Origin of the sequence: Pseudomonas sp. TWP3-2 (assembly GCF_049897765.1) — a bacterium.
Taxonomy (GTDB): domain Bacteria; phylum Pseudomonadota; class Gammaproteobacteria; order Pseudomonadales; family Pseudomonadaceae; genus Aquipseudomonas.
The window spans coordinates 126,898-146,633 of record NZ_JAFCWW010000004.1 but is presented as its reverse complement, the minus strand read 5'-3'; the positions used below and the strand labels follow the sequence as shown (position 1 = coordinate 146,633).

At 55.5% G+C, this 19,736-nt stretch carries 12 protein-coding genes and 1 pseudogene; 12 read left to right on the top strand and 1 reads right to left on the bottom strand.

Features of this window, described 5'->3' with window-relative positions; translation table 11 throughout:
• Nucleotides 1-48 precede the first annotated feature (48 nt).
• The 3 genes from xylB to ACP7EE_RS08280 all read left to right on the top strand — a co-directional run bounded on the left by xylB (nucleotide 49) and on the right by ACP7EE_RS08280 (nucleotide 3,164).
• Nucleotides 49-1,545, top strand: coding sequence for a xylulokinase (xylB, locus tag ACP7EE_RS08290; RefSeq protein ID WP_426234176.1), 1,497 nt, complete (start codon nucleotides 49-51; stop codon nucleotides 1,543-1,545).
• Nucleotides 1,546-1,557: 12 nt separating this feature from the next.
• The gene (locus tag ACP7EE_RS08285) at nucleotides 1,558-2,496 is read left to right on the top strand and encodes a carbohydrate kinase family protein (protein WP_426234175.1); all 939 of its coding nucleotides are present in this window, start codon (nucleotides 1,558-1,560) and stop codon (nucleotides 2,494-2,496) included.
• Between the two features lie 62 nt (nucleotides 2,497-2,558).
• On the top strand, nucleotides 2,559-3,164 hold the full coding sequence (locus ACP7EE_RS08280) for a hypothetical protein (protein ID WP_420649810.1): 606 nt from the start codon (nucleotides 2,559-2,561) through the stop codon (nucleotides 3,162-3,164).
• A 135-nt stretch (nucleotides 3,165-3,299) separates the two neighbouring features.
• Here ACP7EE_RS08280 and ACP7EE_RS08275 read toward each other — a convergent pair whose 3' ends face one another.
• Nucleotides 3,300-4,601, bottom strand: a complete 1,302-nt coding sequence (locus ACP7EE_RS08275) for an OprD family porin (protein ID WP_426234174.1) — start codon at nucleotides 4,599-4,601, stop codon at nucleotides 3,300-3,302.
• Nucleotides 4,602-4,972: 371 nt separating this feature from the next.
• On the opposite strand from ACP7EE_RS08275, the gene ACP7EE_RS08270 reads away from it, so the two are divergent.
• From ACP7EE_RS08270 to ACP7EE_RS08230, 9 genes and pseudogenes are all read left to right on the top strand, one after another.
• The gene (locus tag ACP7EE_RS08270) at nucleotides 4,973-7,045 is read left to right on the top strand and encodes a type VI secretion system tip protein VgrG (RefSeq protein ID WP_426234173.1); all 2,073 of its coding nucleotides are present in this window, start codon (nucleotides 4,973-4,975) and stop codon (nucleotides 7,043-7,045) included.
• Nucleotides 7,042-7,893 carry a DUF4123 domain-containing protein gene (locus ACP7EE_RS08265; RefSeq protein WP_426234172.1) on the top strand — a complete coding sequence of 284 codons (852 nt, stop codon included), beginning with the start codon at nucleotides 7,042-7,044 and terminating at the stop codon, nucleotides 7,891-7,893. The genes ACP7EE_RS08270 and ACP7EE_RS08265 overlap by 4 nt, the downstream gene beginning before the upstream one ends.
• Before the next feature lie 61 nt (nucleotides 7,894-7,954).
• Nucleotides 7,955-8,749, top strand: a complete 795-nt coding sequence (locus ACP7EE_RS08260; protein ID WP_420649814.1) for a hypothetical protein — start codon at nucleotides 7,955-7,957, stop codon at nucleotides 8,747-8,749.
• 12 nt (nucleotides 8,750-8,761) lie between these two features.
• A complete protein-coding gene (locus ACP7EE_RS08255; protein ID WP_426234171.1) occupies nucleotides 8,762-10,888 on the top strand; it encodes a lipase family protein in 2,127 nt (708 codons plus the stop codon).
• A gap of 84 nt (nucleotides 10,889-10,972) precedes the next feature.
• Complete coding sequence (gene tssI / locus ACP7EE_RS08250; protein WP_426234170.1) at nucleotides 10,973-13,264, top strand: type VI secretion system tip protein TssI/VgrG; 2,292 nt, start codon at nucleotides 10,973-10,975, stop codon at nucleotides 13,262-13,264.
• Nucleotides 13,261-15,000 carry a hypothetical protein gene (locus tag ACP7EE_RS08245; protein WP_426234169.1) on the top strand — a complete coding sequence of 580 codons (1,740 nt, stop codon included), beginning with the start codon at nucleotides 13,261-13,263 and terminating at the stop codon, nucleotides 14,998-15,000. The genes tssI (ACP7EE_RS08250) and ACP7EE_RS08245 overlap by 4 nt, the downstream gene beginning before the upstream one ends.
• Before the next feature lie 2 nt (nucleotides 15,001-15,002).
• Nucleotides 15,003-15,944, top strand: coding sequence for a PoNe immunity protein domain-containing protein (locus ACP7EE_RS08240; RefSeq protein WP_426234321.1), 942 nt, complete (start codon nucleotides 15,003-15,005; stop codon nucleotides 15,942-15,944).
• A 115-nt stretch (nucleotides 15,945-16,059) separates the two neighbouring features.
• A pseudogene (gene tssI, locus ACP7EE_RS08235) lies at nucleotides 16,060-18,350 on the top strand (type VI secretion system tip protein TssI/VgrG).
• Nucleotides 18,347-19,672, top strand: coding sequence for a hypothetical protein (locus ACP7EE_RS08230; protein ID WP_426234168.1), 1,326 nt, complete (start codon nucleotides 18,347-18,349; stop codon nucleotides 19,670-19,672). The pseudogene tssI (ACP7EE_RS08235) and the gene ACP7EE_RS08230 overlap by 4 nt, the downstream one beginning before the upstream one ends.
• Nucleotides 19,673-19,736: the final 64 nt, after the last annotated feature.

Here is a 19,736-nt window from a genome sequence, read left to right as displayed (position 1 = left end):
CAGCGATTGGCTTCACCTGGACCTATCTGACACCCTGAGGATCTGACTGTGACAACCCGACAACTCTTCCTCGGCATCGACTGCGGCACCCAGGGCACCAAAGCCGTCATCCTCGACGCCTCCAGCGGCGAAGTCCTCGGCCAGGGTGCCGCGCCGCACACGCTGATCAGCGCCGCCAACGGCCGGCGCGAACAGGACACCGCTCAATGGCTGCAAGCGCTCGCCCTCGCCACTCGTCAAGCGCTGCTCGACGCGAATGTGGACGGCCAGGCAATCCTCGGCATCGGCGTGTCCGGCCAGCAACACGGGCTGGTATTGCTCGACGACCAAGGCCAGGTTCTGCGCCCGGCCAAGCTCTGGTGCGACACCGAAACCAGCGCTGAAAACCAGCGCTTGCTGGCACATCTGGGCGGCGAAACCGGTTCGCTCGAACGCCTCGGCGTGGTCATCGCGCCGGGCTACACCGTGTCCAAACTGCTCTGGACCAAAGAACAACACCCGGCAGTTTTCTCGCGCATCGCCCGCATTCTGTTGCCCCACGACTACCTGAACTTCTGGCTCACCGGCCGCAGTTGCAGCGAGTACGGCGATGCTTCCGGCACCGGTTATTTCAACGTGCGCACTCGTCAGTGGGACTTGCAACTGCTGCGCGACATCGACTCAAGCGGACGCCTGCAATCAGCGTTGCCGGAACTGATCGACGCTCACCAACCGGTCGGCACAATTCTGCCAGCGATTGCCGAGCATCTGGGGATCAACCCCGGCGCACTGGTCTCAAGCGGCGGCGGCGACAACATGATGGGCGCCATCGGCACTGGCAATATTCAGCCGGGCGCGATCACCATGAGCCTCGGTTCGTCCGGCACCGTGTACGCCTACTCCGACGTGCCCAAGGTCAGTCCGGACGCGTCGGTCGCGACCTTCTGTTCCTCCAGCGGGGGCTGGCTGCCGCTGATCTGCACCATGAACCTGACCAATGCTACCGGCGCTATCCGCGAGCTGTTCGACCTCGATCTCGACCAATTCAATGCGCTGGTCGAACAAGCACAAATTGGTGCCGAAGGCGTGAGCATGCTGCCGTTCCTCAACGGCGAACGCGTCCCCGCCCTACCCCACGCCAGCGGCAGCCTGCACGGCCTGACCAGCAGCAACCTGACCCAGGCCAATCTGTGCCGGGCCGTGGTCGAAGGCACAACCTTCGGCTTGCGTTATGGACTGGATCTGTTGCGCCAGAATGGTTTACAAAGCCGCAGCATTTGTTTAATCGGCGGCGGCTCGAAGAGCGCAGTGTGGCGGCAGATCGTCGCCGACATCATGAACACCCCGGTCATCTGCACCGAACAAAGCGAAGCAGCAGCGCTTGGCGCGGCGATTCAGGCGGCGTGGTGCACGTCATGGTCGAACGGTCACGAACACACGTTGGCAGACCTGTGCCAGCGCTGCGTGAAACTCGATTTGAGCAGTGAAACCCTGCCGATTGCCGCGCATGTCGCGGCGTTTCAGCAGGTCTATGAACGCTATCAACAGCATGTCGCAACCCTATAAGAGCGAACAACTATGTACCTGGTGTGTGGCGAAGCCCTGTTTGATTTTTTCAGCGAAGACGATGCCAGCGGTCTGGCCTCGAAGGTCAATTTCAAGGCGATTGCCGGCGGTTCGCCATTCAACGTCGCGGTGGGATTGCGCCGCTTGGGCGTGGATTCGGCGCTGTTCGCCGGGCTGTCCACCGATTACCTCGGCCGGCGTTTGCGGCAAGTGTTGCAAGAAGAAGGCGTGCGTCCGGACTATCTGGTGGATTTTGCCGCGCCGACCACGCTGGCGATGGTTGCAGTCGGGGCCAATGGCTCGCCGCATTACAGCTTCCGTGGTGAAGGCTGCGCTGATCGCCAATTGAGTGAGGCGCATCTGCCGGCGCTCGGCCCTGAAGTGCGCGGTCTGCACATTGGATCATTTTCGCTGGTGGTGCAGCCGATTGCCGACACCCTGCTCGCACTGGTCAAACGTGAAAGCGGCAAACGCCTGATCAGCCTCGACCCGAACGTGCGCCTCAATCCCGAGCCGAACATCGATCTGTGGCGCGAACGCATTGCCACGCTGGTGCAACTGGCGGATCTGATCAAAGTCAGCGACGAGGACTTGAGCCTGCTCTACCCGGAGCAGGATCCGCAACGCGTCATCCAGGGTTGGCTCGAACATCGCTGCCAAGTGGTATTTCTGACCCGAGGTGGCGACGGCGCAACAGTGTTCAGTCGTGCCCATGGCTCATGGTCGGTGCCGGCGTGTTCGGTGCAGATCGCCGATACGGTCGGCGCGGGGGATACCTTCCAGGCCGCGTTGATTACGTGGCTGACCGAGCAAGGGCTGGATTCAGTCGAGGGCGTGCAAGGGTTGGGTCGCGAACAGATCGACGCGATGCTCAAATTTGCCGTGCAAGCCGCCGCGCTGACCTGCAGCAAGACCGGCCCGGATTTGCCTTATCGCCACCAGTTGACCTGAGCGAGTAAACTGCCGCCTTTTTTACGCGCATGACGGGATGACAGCTTTTGAATTCAGGGCGGATGGTTGGACTTTTAACATTGGCGGCGGTGCTGAGCGGATGCGGCACCTCGCCGCCGCGTTCGCCTGAAGACATTTGCGAAATCTTCCGCGAAAAAGGCGATTGGTACGACGCCGCGCAAGTCACGCAAAAGCGCTGGGGTGTGCCGATCCAGGTGCCGTTCGCGATCATGTATCAAGAGTCAGGCTATCGCTACGACGCCAAGACGCCGCGCAAATACCTGTTGTGGGTGATCCCGTGGGGCCGCGTCTCGACTGCCTCGGGTTATGCGCAGGCCAAGGACGAAGTGTGGGCCGACTACCAGAAAAGCACCGGCCGCAGCGGCGCTGATCGTGAAGACTTCGACGACGCCATCGACTTTGTCGGCTGGTACATGGACAAGACCACGTCGATCAACGGCGTGTACAAGTACGACGCCTATAACCAATACCTGAACTACCACGAGGGCTGGGGCGGCTATCGTCAAAAGACCTACGCCGCCAAGGCCTGGTTGATGCCGACTGCGCGCAAAGTCCAAAACCGCTCGGACGTCTATGCCCGCCAGTATGCCGGGTGCAAGAACGACCTGAATCGCGGGTTCTGGAGCCGGTTCTGGCACTGGTTGTAGCAGGCGGCGCCTGAACGAGCGCCATCGCGGGCAAGCCCGCTCCCACAGGTTCAGTGGTGTTCACAAATGGTGTGCACGACGCGGTCACTGTGGGAGCGGGTTTGCCCGCGATGCCGGTCTCCCAGACACTACAAATTACAGGACTGAGAAGTTGTAACTCACAATCAACCGGGTCTCATCCACATCCCGGGCAAACTTTTCGTAGTTGGTCCGGTACGTCGCGTTACGCAAACGCAGGCTCACATCCTTGAACGTGCCGCTCTGCACCACGTACTTCAATTCGCTGTCGCGTTCCCACTCTTTACCTTCCTGATCACTGCCCGGCACCTTGATGTGATCGCCATTCACATAACGCGTCAGGAAGCTCAGACCCTTGATGCCGATCGCCTTGAAGTCATAGTCATAACGCAACTGCCACGAACGTTCCTGCGCGGCGGCGAAGTCATTCACCTGCACATAGTTGACCAGATACGGATTGCTGCCATCCAGATATGGCATCGAGTTGTCACCGTTCATGCGCTGCCAACCGGCGCTGAAGGTATGACCGCTGACTGCGTAGGACAACATGCTGCTCAACGCGCGGTTATCAATCGAACCCGCTCGCGCCGCGCCGCTGTCGGCACTCTTGAGCAACCGCACATCGGCTTTCAACACGCCGTTACCCAGTGGCTGGTTGGCCAACAGACCAACGAAGTGCTGACGGTAGATGTCTTCCAGTTCGGCGTAGTGATACTGGCCGGTCAGGCGGTCGTTGATCTTGTAGTCGAAGCCGTACATGTCGAAATGATCGGCGGTGGTGTTACAGGCATAGCGCTTGTTCTTGCAGTGCACGCGCAGGTCTTGCGAATCGGTAGAATCGCGCGCGGTGTATTTGTCCAGACGCGCGGCCATGAAGGTCAAATCCTTCACTTCCTTGGACGTCAGCATTGCGCCATTGAACATGGTTGGAAGCAAGCGGCCGTCGTTGTATTTGAGCAGCGGCAGATCCGGCAACAGTGCGCCGTACTTCAGCACTGTATCCGAGACTTTCACCTTGGCGGTCAAGCCGAGCTTGGCGTATTGATCCTTCGAGCCGCGCGGGTTATCGCCGCTGGACGGCAGCAGCCCGCTGTTGCTGCTGTCGGCGCTGGAGTCGAGTTTGAAACCGAGCATGCCCAGCGCATCAATACCGAAACCGACCGTGCCTTCGGTGTAACCCGATTGCAGGTTGAAGATGAAGCCCTGAGCCGACTCTTCACGCTTGGACGCGCCCTGATCATTCGACGTGTGCCCGTCGCGGAAATCGCGGTTGAAATACACCGTGCGCGATTCGATTTTCGCCGTGGTGTCGTCGAGAAATCCGCTGGCCTGCGCCTGCGCGGTAAAACCGGCGCACAGCAGCAAGGCTCCGAAGCCCAATGACGGACGCGGGGTGATGAGGGCAAATGGGGGACGCATGAAAAACTCCAACAGAACAGCGATTGCGCCACGCGCAAATCGCTAAAAAAAAGCTTCCGATCCGGATCGACATACGCCGGGAGGAAGTGAAACGCGGGGGTGAAAAGCGATGATGGCAGATGGCTTTGATGTGCTACAGGCGACTTTAGTCTGAAACTGACCGATTGTTCTTCGCTATTCGAAGGGCCTGAGACAGTGCATCAGCGTTGCTGGCTTGTAGTCGAACGCCCGAATTCATTGTGCGAAACGTCAGTCCTAAGGGATTTCCCTATAGCCCCGGCGGGTATTGCCTACGGCATTTTCGGGTTGTACGAGATCGGCTATTCCTGCAACATCGACACCCTGCTTATTCAATGGACGGAATTCAAGGCATGCTGGACGCCAACGCAACCCACATCACCCTCACGCTCGAAGGCGCCTCCGCCGACCTGCAAGTGCTCAGCTTCACCGGTCGCGAAGCCCTCAACCAGCCCTTCCGTTTCGACATTGAACTGGTCAGCGCACGCCCCGACCTCAAGCTCGAAGAACTCCTGCACAAGCCTGGCTGCCTGACATTCGGCGCCACTGGCGAAGGCAAGATTCACGGTCTGGTGTACCGCATCGAGCAAGGTGATTCCGGCAAGACCCTGACCCGCTACAGCATCAGTCTGGTGCCGCAACTCGCCTACCTGCGCCACAACCATGATCAGCAGATTTTCCAGCAGTTAACCGTGCCGAAGATCATTGCCAAGGTTCTGGAAGATCGCGGGATTCTCGCCGATGCCTACAGCTTTCAGCTCAGCGCCGAGTACCCGCAGCGTGATTACTGCGTGCAGTACGACGAATCCGACCTGCATTTCATCCAGCGTCTATGTGAAGAAGAAGGCATTCACTTCCACTTCCAGCACAGCAGCAGCGGGCACAAACTGGTGTTCGGCGATGACCAGACGGTGTTCCGCAAACTGAAAGCGGTCAACTATCAGCAAGACTCGGGCATGACCGCCGATAAACCGGTGATCAAGCGCTTCAACCTGCGCCTGGAAACCCGCACCACCCGCGTCAGCCGCCGCGATTACGATTTCGAGAAGCCTAAGATCCTGCCCGAAGGCGCGGCCAAATCCGAGTTCGCCCCGGATCTCGAGGATTACGACTACCCCGGTCGTTTCACCACCCGCGAGCGTGGCAAGTTCCTCTCGACCCGCGCCCTCGAACGTCATCGCAGCGACTACAAGCTTGCCGAGGGCAAAGGTGACGAACCTACCCTCACCAGCGGCCACTTCCTGACCCTCGCCGAACACCCGCGCGCCGAGTGGAACGACATGTGGCTGCTGCTGGAAATCGTCCACGAAGGCAAGCAGCCGCAAGTGCTCGGCGAAAACGTCACCAGCGACGTCACCGACAACAAAAGCGATTTCCATCAGGGCTACCGCAACAGCTTCCTCGCCACGCCGTGGGACGCACACTTCCGCCCTGCCCTCGAACACCCGAAACCCAAAGTCCTCGGCAGCCAGACCGCCATCGTCACCGGCCCGCCCGGCGAAGAAATCCACTGCGATCAGTACGGCCGCATCAAAGTCCAGTTCTTCTGGGATCGCGACGGCCAGGCCAACGACCAGACCACCTGCTGGATGCGCATCGCCAGCGGTTGGGCCGGCAGCGCCTACGGTGGCATCGCCATCCCACGCGTCGGCATGGAAGTGCTCGTAACCTTCCTCGAAGGCGATCCCGACCAGCCGCTGGTCACCGGTTGCCTGTACCACAAGGAAAACGTCGTCCCCTACGACCTGCCGGCCAACAAAACCCGCAGCACCTTCAAAACCCTCAGCTCACCGGGCGGCAAGGGCTACAACGAATTCCGCATCGAAGACAAAAAAGGCGTCGAGCAAATCTACATCCACGCCCAACGCGACTGGGACGAAAACATCGAGCACGACCAGAAAATCCGCGTCGGCAACGAACGGCATGACACGGTCGAAGCCAATGTATTAAGCGAATTCAAGGTCGAAGAACACCGCATCACCTATCTCGATCGCAAGAGTGAAATGCGTGCGGACGATCACCTGACGGTCGGCGTGACTCAGCATGTGAAGGTGGGCACCGGGCAGTTCGTCGAGGCAGGGACGGAGATTCACTACCACGCTGGCGAGAAAGTCGTCGTCGAAGGCGGGATGGAACTGACGGCCAAGGCTGGAGGGAGCTTCGTCAAGGTTGATGCGGGTGGCGTGACTATCAGCGGGGCTGAGGTGAAGGTTAATACGGGTGGTGCTCCGGGGGTGGGGAGCGGGATTGGGATTCTGGCCCCGGTCATCCCGTGGGCGGCCGCCAAAGACAAGGCCGGCGCTCTGCTCGTCCCGGCTGCCGTGCAAATGGCCATGGCCAAAGCAGCCCGTAAAGCAGGCGACATTCGCTGCCCGATCTGTGAAGCGTGCCGCGAAGGTAAATGTGATCTGGGAGCCACAGCATGAGCGACGCCCTCAACAAATGGCTGGGCGAGCAGGCGCGCCTGAATCGCGTGCTGATCCTCGCCCTCGACAGCCTCGCCGAGCCCAACCCGGTCACCCCGCTGTACAGCGCTGGCGTGATGAAGCGCTCGGTGCAACTCTATCGCCGCACCGAATTCGCGCAGTTCGCGTCAATCAGCCCTTGGCTGACCGAACTGCAAAACCCGGGTGACGAAGCTTTCCGCAAGTTACTGGACGACCCGCAACGCAACTGGGGCTGGATCGGCAGCATGGACAAGGCTGACCTCGACAGCCTGACCCAGCACTGGATCGCGCGCATGGTGATCGACGAAGACGGCGACCGCTCGCTGTTTCGCTTCCAGGACAACCGCGTTCTCGCGCGCTGCCTGGGCATTCTGAAAGAGACCGATTGGCCTCTATTGCTCGGGCCGCTCAGCAGCGTGATGTATTGGGACGAGGATCAGTGGAAAAGCGTAAACAACACCAAGCCGGGGATGTATACGGTGCCGAATCCTGCGCCTTGGCTACAAGTCCCGACACCGCCGGAGCGTTCGCGGGAAATCCTGCAGGCAAACTTGAAACGCTGGTTGCTGGTAAATCACGCAGAAACTGCCGCAGAACTTTCGCAAACCCGCAACATCCTCGAATGGCTGGAAGAGCAGATTGATCTGCTCGAAACCTGGCAATGGAACACACCGGAGCAACGCGAGTTCATGCTGACCCTGCGCCTCGATCCCAAGTGCGCAGAGGATGTGGCGTGGCAACCGCTGCCAGGAGAAACACCGGAGCAACATTTCGGGCGCTGTGAGCGAGTTTTTGCGGTGCTATCCGACAACCTCGGGCGCAGTTAAAGCAGGGCTTCTTGAGCGTCGTTCGCTCGAAGCAACAACCCGCAAAACAAAGGACAACCAAATGCGTTACCGCAAAGCTTTCAATGGACTTGCTCGCAGCTTGATGATCGGGTTGGGCACGATTGGAGTTACCGCATGTTCTGTTGCTCAACAGGACAGTTTTACTTTGGTTACTGAGCTTCCGCCTGGGTTTCAGATAATGGTTGAGGCGCAGTATGTTCCACGGCTCGGCGAGACGTGCAGTGTCCCGGTAAAGAAAGGGCGCGAACATCCCGGGTTCAAATTCTTCAAGCAGGAACGTAGTGAAAAGGCCCAGACCGCAACATTTGAAGTTCCGCTGACTAATGTGGAAGAAGGTTGTCCACTGGTATTGGATAATTTTGATTATGAGGTTTATGCAAAATTTGCTGCGGGATTTGATGATGTAGGTCGGGATTACACTGGAGTCGCGTTCCAGGAAGGCACGGCTGATCACGCAGGGCTTCCTACACCATTAACTTTGCGAAGAGAGTGCGCATGGTCCTTCCGTACAATGGGACCTGACCGAGTTATCGTAAAAATATTGAAATGCACTCCACTGGAAACTCCGGAGCAAGCTAATGGCTCTGTTGCAAAGGGGCCTTTGCAGCGCTCGCAATTGGGAGGAAAGACTTTGACAGTCTCCTTCTCACTTTCTAGTGAGGAAAAGCCAGCTGTCGGGGACAACTGGGTTAAATTTCCCAATGGGTGGAAGAGATGCATGGGCAAGAATCTGGAGGACGCGTATGCATTCTGTCGCGGCAATACTACCGATTTCAAACCATTCAAAATGCCCGACGGACGCGATTGCACCATCTACCCGACCTGTACCGAATAAGGAAATTCATTTATGACGGCAAAAAAGGCAGAGCAACCGTTGCTCAAGGGTGGCAAAGAACCGTGTCCGCTCAGAGGCACAAAAGTAAGTTTCCGGCTAGTTGATGAGACTGGAAATGGCAAGCCCTACGCAGGGCTGAAGTATGTCGTTACTGACAGTGTCGAGCAGCGCTATGAAGGCACACTGGACGCGACAGGCTTTGGTGAGGTACTGAACCATTACGAAGGACCAGTAGTCCTGACGGTCGATCAACCTTACACCGGGGAGGAGGCGGAATATAACTGGTTGATGACAAGACAGAGTTATCCGCTGAGAATTAGCGAGTTGCAAGTACGGGCCGAAAAAACACGTTTTGTCCGTAAGGATGGTTTACGAGTTGAAAACAATCCTGCAAAAGCCACAGCAGATCAGTTCTTTCACGTTGAAGTAAGCCACCTAGTCGAAAAAAGCGCGCATCTGCCTAGGGAGTCAAAAGCCAAATACCCTCCCAACCAAAGCCTGTTAAAAGTAATGGGCGATCTTGGGTTCGGTCCAGAGCATTCAAGTCTCTGGGGTGTCGCTCTACTCCCGAACAAACTCACCGTTCTTGAAGTTCGCCCTCTGCGAGCATTTCGCCCAATGCTGTCGAGAGACAACAAATTCAGCGCTCTGAATTTGTATCAACTATCGCTTTTCGCCGCGTTGAGCTACTGCGATTTTGGTCAGTCACCAGCTGAAAAGCCAATTGACACCGTGAGTTTCCCTCTCGATCCTAGCGTGGGAAACATGTTTGGCGAGGGCATGGCTTGTTACAAAGAATCTTGGAAGATTAACGCCCAGCAACCGTCCGCCTACTATCCGCTCTACGAAGACGTGCCTTATTCAAAACGCTTCGAAATCCTTCCTTTCGATCCAACGCTGTACGATCAGAACAAGCAGGAACTGGGTGCCAAGCAAGAGCATCCCGCAAAATGGCACTTTTTCGATGACAGCAAAATTGACAATGGCACCAATACTCAAGCTTTCATCACGCACCATGACGAAATCATCCTTATTTCTATACGAGGGACACTGGAACTCGTCGATTTCGTGCGCGACACCGATGCAGAGCAGATTCCTGTGAGATGGGGTGTGGGTAAAGCTCACCAAGGTTTTTACCAAGCTTATGAGGCGATGAGCGAATTTATTGATACTTATCTCTTTAACTTCCACACCGACCAAAAAGTCATCATCTGCGGCCATAGCCTTGGCGGAGCCATTGCAACTTTGCTCGCCGAAGCGCTGCGACAAGGCTCGAAAAAATACGACATCCTGCTTTACACCTACGGCTCGCCAAGAGCCGGTAATGCTGACTTTGTCAAAGGCGCATCCGAACTGGCCCACCACCGCATGGTCAACGACAACGACCCAATCCCAAGTGTTCCGGCCCTCTGGATGAACACCCGGAAAAGTATATGGGTGCCTGGCGTTATCATTAGTTTCATTTCCGGCCCCTTCGGTGCAATGATTTTTGGTGTCGGTATATCGCAGATCGGAGGTTCATCCTACGAGCATCAAGGCGAACTGCACCATTTCATGCCAGTGCATTTTAAAGGCCGTGAGCAATCTTCTATTCTGTGGAATCCCGGGTGCGAATCCATCGAAGGTGCAGCATGTACTAAACAGTTGCAAAAGCTAGGTGACATGCCAGTCCGCGCGCCCTTCATCCAACAATTGTTCCAAATGCCTCACCATTACATGGCATCGGCCTACATCCCGAACGCATGGGCAACACTTCGCCGCTGGCAGCAAACTCAAACGAAAGGGGGCACTGTGGTGACGAAAACCGAATACGATCAGGTCTCCTACGAACTGGCGGAAATGCGGGCACGCTTGGAAGCCAAAACGGCAGAATTGAATTCTCTCCTTTCTGATCGGAGAGAGCTGACGCAACAAACGAGAATACTGACGGCAGAAATCGGCCTAGTAGACATGTCCTGCCAGCGCCTCAATAGGCTGCGCCGTATCACAATTGCCCCAGAGGACATCTACGGCTCTGCAACTCAAGCACCGGAACATGACCTGAACGTAGAACGGTGGTTGGCGAAGAAGGAGAACAATATCGAGGTACAGCTTGCTATGATTCCCCAAGCGAGCAGTGCTCAACTTCGGACCGCATAGCATTTGAACAGTCAGGGGAGATTGTGCTTGCAGCTTCATCCTGCAGCATCCTCCTCTGCTTATTCAATGGACGGAATTCAAGGCATGCTGGACGCCAACGCAACCCACATCACCCTCACGCTCGAAGGCGCTTCCGCCGACTTGCAAGTGCTCAGCTTCACCGGTCGCGAAGCCCTCAACCAGCCCTTCCGTTTCGACATTGAACTGGTCAGCGCACGTCCCGACCTCAAACTCGAAGAACTCCTGCACAAGCCTGGCTGCCTGACATTCGGCGCCACCGGCGAGGGCAAGATTCACGGTCTGGTGTACCGCATCGAGCAAGGTGATTCCGGCAAGACCCTGACCCGCTACAGCATCAGTCTGGTGCCGCAACTCGCCTACCTGCGCCACAACCATGATCAGCAGATTTTCCAGCAGTTAACCGTGCCGAAGATCATTGCCAAGGTTCTGGAAGATCGCGGGATTCTCGCCGATGCCTACAGCTTTCAGCTCAGCGCCGAGTACCCGCAGCGTGAGTACTGCGTGCAGTACGACGAATCTGACCTGCATTTCATCCAGCGTCTGTGTGAAGAGGAAGGCATTCACTTCCACTTCCAGCACAGCAGCAGCGGGCACAAACTGGTGTTCGGCGATGACCAGACCGTGTTCCGCAAGCTGAAAGCGGTCAACTACCAGCAAGACTCGGGCATGACCGCCGATAAACCGGTGATCAAGCGCTTCAACCTGCGCCTGGAAACCCGCACCACCCGCGTCAGCCGCCGCGATTACGATTTCGAGAAGCCGAAGATCCTGCCCGAAGGCGCGGCCAAATCCGAGTTCGCCCCGGATCTCGAGGATTACGACTACCCCGGTCGTTTCACCACCCGCGAGCGTGGCAAGTTCCTCTCGACCCGCGCCCTCGAACGTCATCGCAGCGACTACAAGCTTGCCGAGGGCAAAGGTGACGAACCTACCCTCACCAGCGGCCACTTCCTGACCCTCGCCGAACACCCGCGCGCCGAGTGGAACGACATGTGGCTGCTGCTGGAAATCGTCCACGAAGGCAAGCAGCCGCAAGTGCTCGGCGAGAATGTCACCAGCGACGTCACCGACAACAAAAGCGATTTCCATCAGGGCTACCGCAACAGCTTCCTCGCCACGCCGTGGGATGCGCACTTCCGCCCTGCCCTCGAACACCCGAAACCCAAAGTCCTCGGCAGCCAGACCGCCATCGTCACCGGCCCGCCCGGCGAAGAAATCCACTGCGATCAGTACGGCCGCATCAAAGTCCAGTTCTTCTGGGATCGCGACGGCCAGGCCAACGACCAGACCACCTGCTGGATGCGCGTCGCCAGCGGTTGGGCCGGCAGCGCCTACGGTGGCATCGCCATCCCACGCGTCGGCATGGAAGTGCTCGTAACCTTCCTCGAAGGCGATCCCGACCAGCCGCTGGTCACCGGTTGCCTGTACCACAAGGAAAACGTCGTCCCCTACGACCTGCCGGCCAACAAAACCCGCAGCACCTTCAAAACCCTCAGCTCACCGGGCGGCAAGGGCTACAACGAATTTCGCATCGAAGACAAAAAAGGCGTCGAGCAAATCTACATCCACGCCCAACGCGACTGGGACGAAAACATCGAGCACGACCAGAAAATCCGCGTCGGCAACGAGCGGCACGACACGGTCGAGGCCAATGTTCTCAGCGAATTCAAAGTCGAAGAACACCGCATCACCTATCTCGATCGCAAGAGCGAAATGCGCGCGGATGATCACCTGACGGTCGGCGTGACTCAGCATGTGAAAGTGGGCACCGGGCAGTTCATAGAAGCCGGGACGGAGATCCACTACCACGCTGGCGAGAAAGTCGTGATCGAAGGCGGAATGGAACTGACGGCCAAGGCTGGTGGGAGCTTCGTCAAGGTTGATGCGGGTGGTGTGACCATCAGCGGGGCTGAGGTGAAGGTCAATACTGGTGGTGCGCCGGGGGTGGGGAGCGGGATCGGGATTTTGATGCCGTTGATTCCGGGTTTGGCGGCTGCCGACATCGCCGGAAAACTAATGGAACAAGCCAAGGCTAATCCGACCTGGCTTGAGCTGAATCTGCACAACGACAACCTTGAGCCAATACCTGGAGCGTCGTATCGCGTCGATTTTGCGGACGGCTCGACACGTGAGGGCGTACTTGATGATGACGGGTTCGCACGGCTGGAGGACGTCCCGAAAGGACCGGCGAAAGTGTACTACGGCGAAGATCCTCGCCCCTTTGATCGTAAGCCAGTCAAAGTTATTGAAACTACTCAAGAAAAAATCAATGAAGATCTTCGAAATTTAGGGTATGACCCGAACAAGGTCGATTTACAGGCGATAGTTGAACAAGCTGCAGGGAGGCAGGCATGAGCGAAGTAGCACAAACTACTGATGCAGTCGAAGATACGGATCGTAAGGCGGCATACAAAGAGGCTGCCGTTGATCTGGCCAAAGGCATCGCCATGGGTGCTGTGCCCTTTCTAGGTCAAGCCATAGATGCTTACGACACTGTTGAGTCTTCAATTACCCTGTACAACGCTGAGTCCGCGGAAGGCAAGGACGACGCAAAATTCGATCTCTTGATGGCTGTAATCGGTTGGATACCTGGGCCAGGCGATGGACTCAAGAAGAGTATGCGCATCGTTAATCGCGATCCACAGCGGTTTGCTCCGGTGCTCTTTGATTTGCTGCGTTTCGTTCTTCAAGAGTGCGGTATCAAAACCAGTCCCGAGGAACTGCTCAAGCAGGTCTTTAATGCGTCAAAGTTGAGCGCAGAGCTTGATGAAATCATAAGCGCGGTGAAAGGTTCATCAACATTCCAAAGTTTGCCTAACTGGGCGCAATCAGCAGTAATTACAGTGTTAGCCACAGCTCGCGACAACATGCCAGAAATGCTTGGCATCGTTGAAAGACGCTTGCTGAAATGGAAAAGCATGCAACGTAATAGCTCCGCAATGGCGGCGAGCTCACACCCTGCGAAATCACAAAAACCTGCTGCAAAGGATACATCAGTCGCGACCAAAGGCACTGACGGCGCAAGTGGCACCCATTCAAACAAGATTGATCAGCAGAGCCCAGCTACATCCGCCTATCACATTACCAATGCTGCCTTGGGTGTGAGTGGTGAGCATATTGCTGACTATTACTGCGCGGAAACGTTAGGGTGGGGGAAGGACTGGGACGGTCACGACAAAGGGGCCGAAGGGAAATGGCGTAACGGAAACCCAAATGAAACCAGGTTAGGAAAACTGTCCATGGGTGGGACGCCTAAAGCTTGGCACGCATTGTACAAGTTGAGCGATGGGGCGAACGGGACTGGAATCGACGCTGTTTGGCGAGCGAACCCTGCGACCAACGACTATAAAAAATTTGCGATTGTCGAAGCGAAGGCCAGCAAAAGCGAAGACGCACCGAAGTTCTTTATAAAACAGCATAATGAACAAGAAAATTTAGAAAAAAAAGCAAACAAGCCGAATACATCATCGCCATCTGGCCCTCAGCCGAAGAAACGGAAGCCAGGTATTGCTTCAAGCTTACTTGTTTCGGGAGATATTAAGCCAGAGGATATTAAGCCGGAGGATATTCTTGAGCCTATAGAAGAAGCCAAATCAGAGAGTACAACCCAAGCGCCAGAAAAAAAACGACCAAGTAAAAAAGGCAATAATGGGCCAACAAAAAAACCAGGCCGTACGGGGGGCACTTCAAAAAAAACAGACGGCGAAACCTTTCCGAAGGTCAAAGGAAAGTCAGAAGCTGCGAAAGAACCCGACAACACTCAACCGACAAAAAAATCCGGGAAAGTTGTATTGGTGCAAATGAGTATCGAGTGGATCCATCTAAACATAGAGAAGTCCGTAGTTGAAGGCCTGGCGCCGAATGTACTTAGTTCATTCAGTAGGCATCTGTTTTTTACACCCCTTTATGCCGTCCTTAAGGGGCCGCGCGATCATGCAAAAGCCAGCAAAGCCAAAACCGGTCCGGAGACCCACCTTGAACATGAAGCGATCCACTACAAAGAACATGATGTCAAAGAAGCCGTGAATAAAAAGAAAGCAGGACTATCCAAAAAATTTGGCACTCTGGACTCGCTAAAGAAAGAGAAATGAATATGAAAAGAAGGCAACAGTTTTTGAGTGAGATTCGTTACGATAACTTCTTTAAGAACAAGGAAAAAACAATAGATTTTTTTAAAAAAAATACATTTCAAGCAGATTCCGAGAATCAGGAAAAATCCCTCAGAGCTCGCTATTTTCAAAAGCTGACTTTTAAAGAAATTCTTATCAGTTACACCGCTGGACATGAGATCGATAGCCTAATCCCGCTAGTAGAGAACCTTATAGATAGCTATGAACTCCTTCAAGCCAAACTGGCAGTCTATGAAGGCATTAAAAATATAACACCATTAACTATCGACGATTGGCTGGAACAGTATGAGGAATGCGTCCAAGTTTTTAGCTTGTGTATCCTCCTCCATCGGACAGACCTACTTAAACGTTTCGTTGCGCTGATTGATCCTGCTGGTTACGCGGGTGACGATACGCTTTACGAGGATTTATTGTGCAAGCTTCTACCTGACCGCTATGACGTGGATCGCTGGTATCACGATGTATATACTCCGCTGGTGCTTGCAATTAATGAGGAAGATACAAGCCAAGCTTCAGATTTACTTAAAAAATACTGCGACAACTGGTATTCGGAATTCAAGCAATCTTCTTGGCATGATTCTCACAAACAGGGTGATGAGGGTAGTTATTGTGGCTATTGGGCATTTGAAGCCGGCGCCGCTGCATTCCTGTACGGAATTGACGACAGTAAAGTTGACCACATGGTCTATCCAAAAGATCTGGTTGAGTACGCAAGAAACCATAAACCGTCCAGCGGCTCACACGTTAACCGTGTAGATGCTGGACAACCATGCACAAAGTCTGGTTATTGGTTTACGCCAGCAGAACCAGACTCTCGCCGCCATTTCAACCAAGGCGAGATCATGCCTAAATTCAGTGATTCTGCCTGGGGAGATACCATCTGGTATTGGTCAGGCGAGGAATAAGCTTTTCTTACGTTCGCTTAGTGCTGTTGTTCTGGCTTCGAGAAAATACGTAGAAAGAACAGTTACAGTGAAAAACACGATTTAACGCTGCACCATCGAAAACGGAATCCAAGGCATGCTGGACGCCAACGCAACCCACATCACCCTCACGCTCGAAGGCGCCGCCGCCGACCTGCAAGTGCTCAGCTTCACCGGTCGCGAAGCCCTCAACCAGCCCTTTTGTTTCGACATTGAACTGGTCAGCGCACGCCCCGACCTCAAGCTCGAAGAACTCCTGCACAAGCCTGGCTGCCTGACATTCGGCGCCACTGGCGAAGGCAAGATTCACGGTCTGGTGTACCGCATCGAGCAAGGTGATTCCGGCAAGACTCTGACCCGCTACAGCATCAGTCTGGTGCCGCAACTCGCCTACCTGCGCCACAACCATGATCAGCAGATTTTCCAGCAGTTAACCGTGCCGAAGATCATCGCCAAGGTTCTGGAAGATCGCGGGATTCTGGCCGACGCCTACAGCTTTCAGCTCAGCGCCGAATACCCGCAACGTGAGTACTGCGTGCAGTACGACGAATCCGACCTGCATTTCATCCAGCGTCTGTGTGAAGAAGAAGGCATTCACTTCCACTTCCAGCACAGCAGCAGCGGACACAAACTGGTGTTCGGCGATGACCAGACGGTGTTCCGCAAACTGAAAGCGGTCAACTACCAGCAAGACTCGGGCATGACCGCCGACAAACCGGTGATCAAGCGCTTCAACCTGCGCCTGGAAACCCGCACCACCCGCGTCAGCCGCCGCGATTACGATTTCGAGAAACCAAAGATCCTGCCCGAAGGCGCAGCCAAATCCGAGTTCGCCCCGGATCTTGAGGACTACGACTACCCCGGTCGCTTCACCACCCGCGAGCGCGGCAAATTCCTCTCGACCCGGGCCCTGGAACGTCATCGCAGCGACTACAAACTTGCCGAAGGCAAAGGCGACGAGCCGACCCTCACCAGCGGCCATTTCCTGACCCTCGCCGAACACCCGCGCGCCGAGTGGAATGATATGTGGCTGTTGCTGGAAATCGTTCACGAAGGCAAACAGCCGCAAGTGCTCGGCGAAAACGTCACCAGCGACGTCACCGACAACAAAAGCGATTTCCATCAGGGCTACCGCAACAGCTTCCTCGCCACGCCGTGGGACGCGCACTTCCGCCCTGCCCTCGAACACCCGAAACCCAAAGTCCTCGGCAGCCAGACCGCCGTCGTCACCGGCCCGCCCGGCGAAGAAATCCACTGCGACCAATACGGCCGCATCAAGGTCCAGTTCTTCTGGGATCGCGACGGCCAGTCCAACGACCAGACAACCTGCTGGATGCGCGTCGCCAGCGGCTGGGCCGGCAGCGCCTACGGCGGCATCGCCATCCCGCGCGTCGGCATGGAAGTGGTCGTCACCTTCCTCGAAGGCGACCCCGACCAGCCATTGGTCACCGGCTGCCTGTACCACAAGGAAAACGTCGTCCCCTACGACCTGCCGGCGAACAAAACCCGCAGCACCTTCAAAACCCTCAGCTCCCCGGGCGGCAAGGGCTACAACGAATTTCGCATCGAAGACAAAAAAGGCGTCGAGCAAATCTACATCCACGCCCAACGCGACTGGGACGAAAACATCGAGCACGACCAGAAAATCCGCGTCGGCAACGAGCGGCACGACACGGTCGAGGCCAATGTTCTCAGCGAATTCAAAGTCGAAGAACACCGCATCACCTATCTCGATCGCAAGAGCGAAATGCGCGCGGATGATCACCTGACGGTCGGTGTGACTCAGCATGTGAAAGTGGGTACGGGGCAGTTCGTCGAGCCGGGACAGAGATTCACTACCACGCTGGCGAGAAAGTCGTTGTCGAAGGCGGGATGGAACTGACGGCCAAGGCTGGAGGGAGCTTCGTCAAGGTTGATGCGGGTGGTGTGACCATCAGCGGGGCTGAGGTGAAGGTTAATACTGGTGGTGCGCCGGGGGTGGGGAGCGGGATCGGGATTTTGATGCCGTTGATTCCGGGATTGGCGGCTGCCGACATCGCCGGAAAACTGATGGAACAAGCCAAGGCCAATCCCACTTGGCTTGAGCTGAATCTGCACAACGACAACCTTGAACCAATACCAGGAGCGTCGTATCGCGTTGAGTTTGCAGACGGCTCGACACGTGAAGGCGTGCTGGATGATGACGGGTTCGCGCGGCTAGAGGACGTGCCTAAAGGGCCGGCAAAAGTGTATTACGGCGAAGACCCTCGCCCCTTTAGTCGCGACAACGTAAAGGTCGTGCAGAACTCGGACGAGAAGGTTAACGAAGATTTACGCAAGCTAGGCATGGACCCTAATCAGGTTGATTTACAAGCGCTAGTAGAGAAAGCCGCAGGGAGGCTGACATGAGTGAGGCAGTAACTGAGAGCGCAGACAAGGACGGCGAAGACCGTAGCGCCGCGTACAAAGAGGCGGCCGTTGAACTAGCAACGGGCATCGCACTCGGTGCAGTTCCGTTTCTGGGTCAGGCCATCGACGCCTACGACACCATAGAATCCGCCATCACTCTATACAATGCGGAATCGACCTCGGGTAAAGAGGATGCGCAGTTCGATCTGCTGATGGCGGTCATCGGCTGGGTTCCAGGGCCGGGGGACGGCCTGAAAAAGAGCTTGCGGATCGTCAACAAAGATCCACAACGCTACGCGCCAGTCTTGTTCGACCTGCTGCGCTTCGTCCTGCAAGAGTGCGGAATTAAAACCAGTCCGGAAGAACTGCTCAAACAGGTATTCGATGCCGGGAAGTTGACCGTCGAACTCGACGAAATTATTACCGGTGTAAAAGGCTCTTCTACCTTCCAAAGTCTTCCAAATTGGGCGAAAACGTCAGTTGTCACCGTCCTCGCCGGCTCCCGCGACAACATGCCAGCCATGGTAGGCATTGTTGAAAAACGGCTAGTAAAGTGGAAAGGCATGCAGCGCAACAGCTCAGCCGCCTCCTCCGGATCCAGCCACCCTAAAAAAATGGACAAACCCGCAGGAAAAGATGCAACCGTAGCAACGAATGGCAAAGACAATCCGAGTGCGGCGCACTCCAATCAACCAGCCAACGCCAAGTTAGGGGTTGCTACTTTAGATATTCAAAATGAAGGTTTAGGTGTCTGCGGCGAACATATCGCTGACTACATATGCGCAGAGATTTTCGGATGGGGGAAAAACTGGGATGGCCATGATAAAGGGGCTGAAGGCCAATGGCTGGATGGAAAACCTGACGAGAATACTTTAGGGAAGTTGTCAAAAGGTGGTATCCCCAAAAAAAGACATGCCCTCTACAAATTAACAGACGGAGCGAATGGCACTGGTATTGATTCAATTTGGCGTGCGACCCCTAATAATAACAATAATAAAAAATTTGCAATCGTCGAAGCCAAAGCCAGCAAGAGAGAAGATGCACCGAAGTTCCTTCAAGAAACTCCGGGATCAAAACCGAAAATCGCATCAAAGTTGGGGCTATCAGGAGTCCTTGAAGCATTCGAGCTTTTAGAGCCGATAGAAGAGGACTCGATTCAGTCCAAACCTGTCAAACCAAAACCAAGCGGAAAGGCTGGAGGGAAAGCAGCCGGAAAAAGGTTACCTGCGCCCACAAAAGTTGACAACTCAGAAAATATATCTCCACCAGGTAAAACCACCGAGCAGAAAAAACAAAAGAAAAAAAATACATTGTACAAATGAGTCACTTTTGGATTTCATCAAAACTACCTCTTGCAATAAAGGATATATTGCTAAGAGAGAGCAT